A 2,732-nucleotide genomic window follows, 5' to 3' on the forward strand; every position below is an offset into this window, starting at 1 on the left:
GCTGACGACCAGGATAACCAGAACCGCGTGCAGGCTGCGCTGCACCAAAATGCTCAGCACGCACGGGCCCCGGTTGTTTGGCGCATGGCGGTTAGATCGGCGACGCTATTCGCCGATCACCACATTCTGCAAAGTCAGTGTCGCGTCACCACGGATCGGCGCCTCGACATTGTCCTGCATGCCCCAGGTGATCATGGGCTGGTGCAGGTAGACGGCGCTAATCGTGTCGCGCGCTGCTTCCATTCCCATGCGGTACAACTCCTGGCGCCGCTCTTCGTCAAACGTGACCGGGAGTTCGCGAGAGACCATATCGACCGTCTCGTTCGAATAGAGCGCCCAGTTGAAGAAGCCTTCATTCGCATCCGGATCGCGCGTCATCATGGTCGCGGTGAAGGTGTCCTGGCTATCGAAGCTGTTGGCGCCATTGCCGATCAGGTGGAAGCTGGAGGTAGGTCCGTTGACCAGCATGCGGGCAAATTCCGGCCAGACCATGCCATTGACCCGGACCTCGATACCGATCCGGTCGAGCATGCCGGCTACGGCCCGGCAGATTTCTTCCGTGTTCACGTAGCGTTCCAACGGGCAGTTCATCTGGGTGATGAAGCCGTCAGGATAGCCGGCCTCAGCCAGCAGCGCGCGGGCGGAGTCCGGATCGTAATCCCAGTGCTCGTCAAGGTCGGCCTGGTAGCCGCCAAAACCGGGCACCGACGGAATGCCGACCACGCGGGCGTCGCCACGCATGACCCTGTCGACGATCAGGTCGGCATCGACTGCATGGGCAATCGCCTGGCGCACGCGAACATCGCGGAACGGGTTGTCCGTGATCGGCTCGCCATCATTTGTCCAGGTATCGAGCGCAACGTCGCGGGTGCCGTCCAACTCCAGCTGCATAAAGAGCAATTGGGGTTCCTGTTCCACGCGGAAGCCGTCGGTGCTTTCCAGGCGCGCGACATCCTGCAATGGCAGATCGATGATTAGCTGGACCTCGCCGGAGAGGAGCGCTGCTACCCGGGTCGGGTCGGAACCGATCGGCGAGTAGACGGCCTCGTCGACATTGCCGGGGAAGTCGCCCCAGTAGTTCTCGTTGCGGGTAAAGGACGTTCGGACGCTTGGGTCGTGCTCGACCAGAGCCATCGGTCCCGTGCCGTTAGCATTTCGAACCGTGAAGCCTTCGGCCCCCTCCGCGCCCAGATCGGGGATCTCGATTGAGTCGTTCGCTTCGAGCCAGGGCCGGGACATGACGAACATCCGGCTCATCTTCCGCGGTAGGATCGGGTCCGGATTGTTGGAAACGACGTCGACCGTGAGATCGTCCACTGCGATCGCCTCTGCCACGTCGCCGAACAACGATGTATAAAACCGGCTGTCCTTCTGGCGCATGATCGAAAAGGCGATATCGTCCGCCGTCAGCGGTGTTCCATCATGGAAAACCACGCCTTCGCGGATGTGAAACCGCCAAGTGGAATCGCCAACATATTCCCAGCTCGTGGCGATGCTTGGTACCAGTTCCATGTCCAACGACAGGCCAACGACACTGTCATAAACTTGGCGGAAAACAGCCGTCGTGACGAAGTCGTTTGTCGCGTGCGGGTCCATGGTCAGCGCCGGGGTGGTGCCGGAGAACTGCAAGGTCTCGGCGTTTGCCGGTGCGGCGAGTGCCAGCGCAACTGCAGTTGCCGTGGCCAATAGTGTGCCCTTAAACATCGCTTGATCCCCCTGTCGAGATTGTTCGCTGTCTTGATGATGTCGCCTGCGCCTTGAGGAGGTCTTTTCATGGCGCTTTTCCTATTCCAGGAGGCGATGTTCCCATCGTTCTATCATTTGATCAAGTCGCTTTACGCTTGGCTCCGCCTGAGACATCATGGCTAACGAGTGTCCGTCGCGTGGGCGCATTTGGCCGCCGTATCCATCATTGCGACGGCGAAGTGGGGGATTAGATGTCAGTAACGGTCCTGAGAAACGCCTTGCTGTTCGATGGCCATTCGGACGCACTGCGTGACGATGTCGATATCGTCGTGGAGGACAATCGGATCGTCGATGTGGTCGGCGGTCGGGCCACCGTCGGCAACGCGACCGAGGTCGCCGTTGACGGCCGAACGGTGCTGCCCGGTCTGATCGATGCCCATGTGCATCTCTTTGCGGTTCACCTCAATGCAATACGGACCAAGGACTATCCGCTAACCTATCTCACCGTATTGGCGCTGCCGCGGATCAAGGCCATGCTGGATCGCGGCTTTACGACTGTGCGCGACGTTGCTGGCGGCGATTTCGGCATCAAGGATGCGCTGGCGCGGAATTTGATCCCGGGTCCACGTGCCTTTGTAGGTGGCCCTGGATTGACCCAGACCGGCGGCCATGGGGACCACCGCAGAAAAACGGAAGGTCGCATCGATCTGTGCGGCTGCGCCAATGGTCAGGATTTTACCCTGCGCGTAGTCGATGGTCCTGAGCAGATGCGTGTCGCCGTGCGGGATGAGCTGCGAAAAGGCGCTGACCATATCAAGGTCATGGCCAGCGGTGGGGTCGGTTCGCCGCATGACGCCATCGACGATTGCCAATTTTCTGAAGAAGAGTTGCGCATCGCTGCGGATGAAACGGCCCTGCGCGGCAGCTATGTGGCGGCCCACACCTATGGCAGCAAGGCAGTTCAGCGCGCGGTCGGCAACGGCATTCGGACCGTGGAGCATTGCAATCTAATCGATGAGGAGACCGCTCGGTTCGTGCGCGATCAC

Annotated in this window: 2 protein-coding genes; one reads left to right on the forward strand and one right to left on the reverse strand. The window is 60.4% G+C overall.

Features of this window, described 5'->3' with window-relative positions; all coding sequences use genetic code 11:
• Window positions 1-105: 105 nt before the first annotated feature.
• Entirely contained in the window at window positions 106-1,704 is a 1,599-nt protein-coding gene (locus AAF563_25535) for an ABC transporter substrate-binding protein (GenBank protein ID MEM7124664.1), read from the reverse strand.
• A gap of 260 nt (window positions 1,705-1,964) precedes the next feature.
• On the opposite strand from AAF563_25535, the gene AAF563_25540 reads away from it, so the two are divergent.
• The coding region (locus AAF563_25540; GenBank protein MEM7124665.1) for an amidohydrolase family protein at window positions 1,965-2,732 on the forward strand (768 nt) is incomplete at its 3' end.

It is taken from the genome of Pseudomonadota bacterium, from assembly GCA_039028155.1.
Classification (GTDB): domain Bacteria; phylum Pseudomonadota; class Alphaproteobacteria; order SP197; family SP197; genus JANQGO01.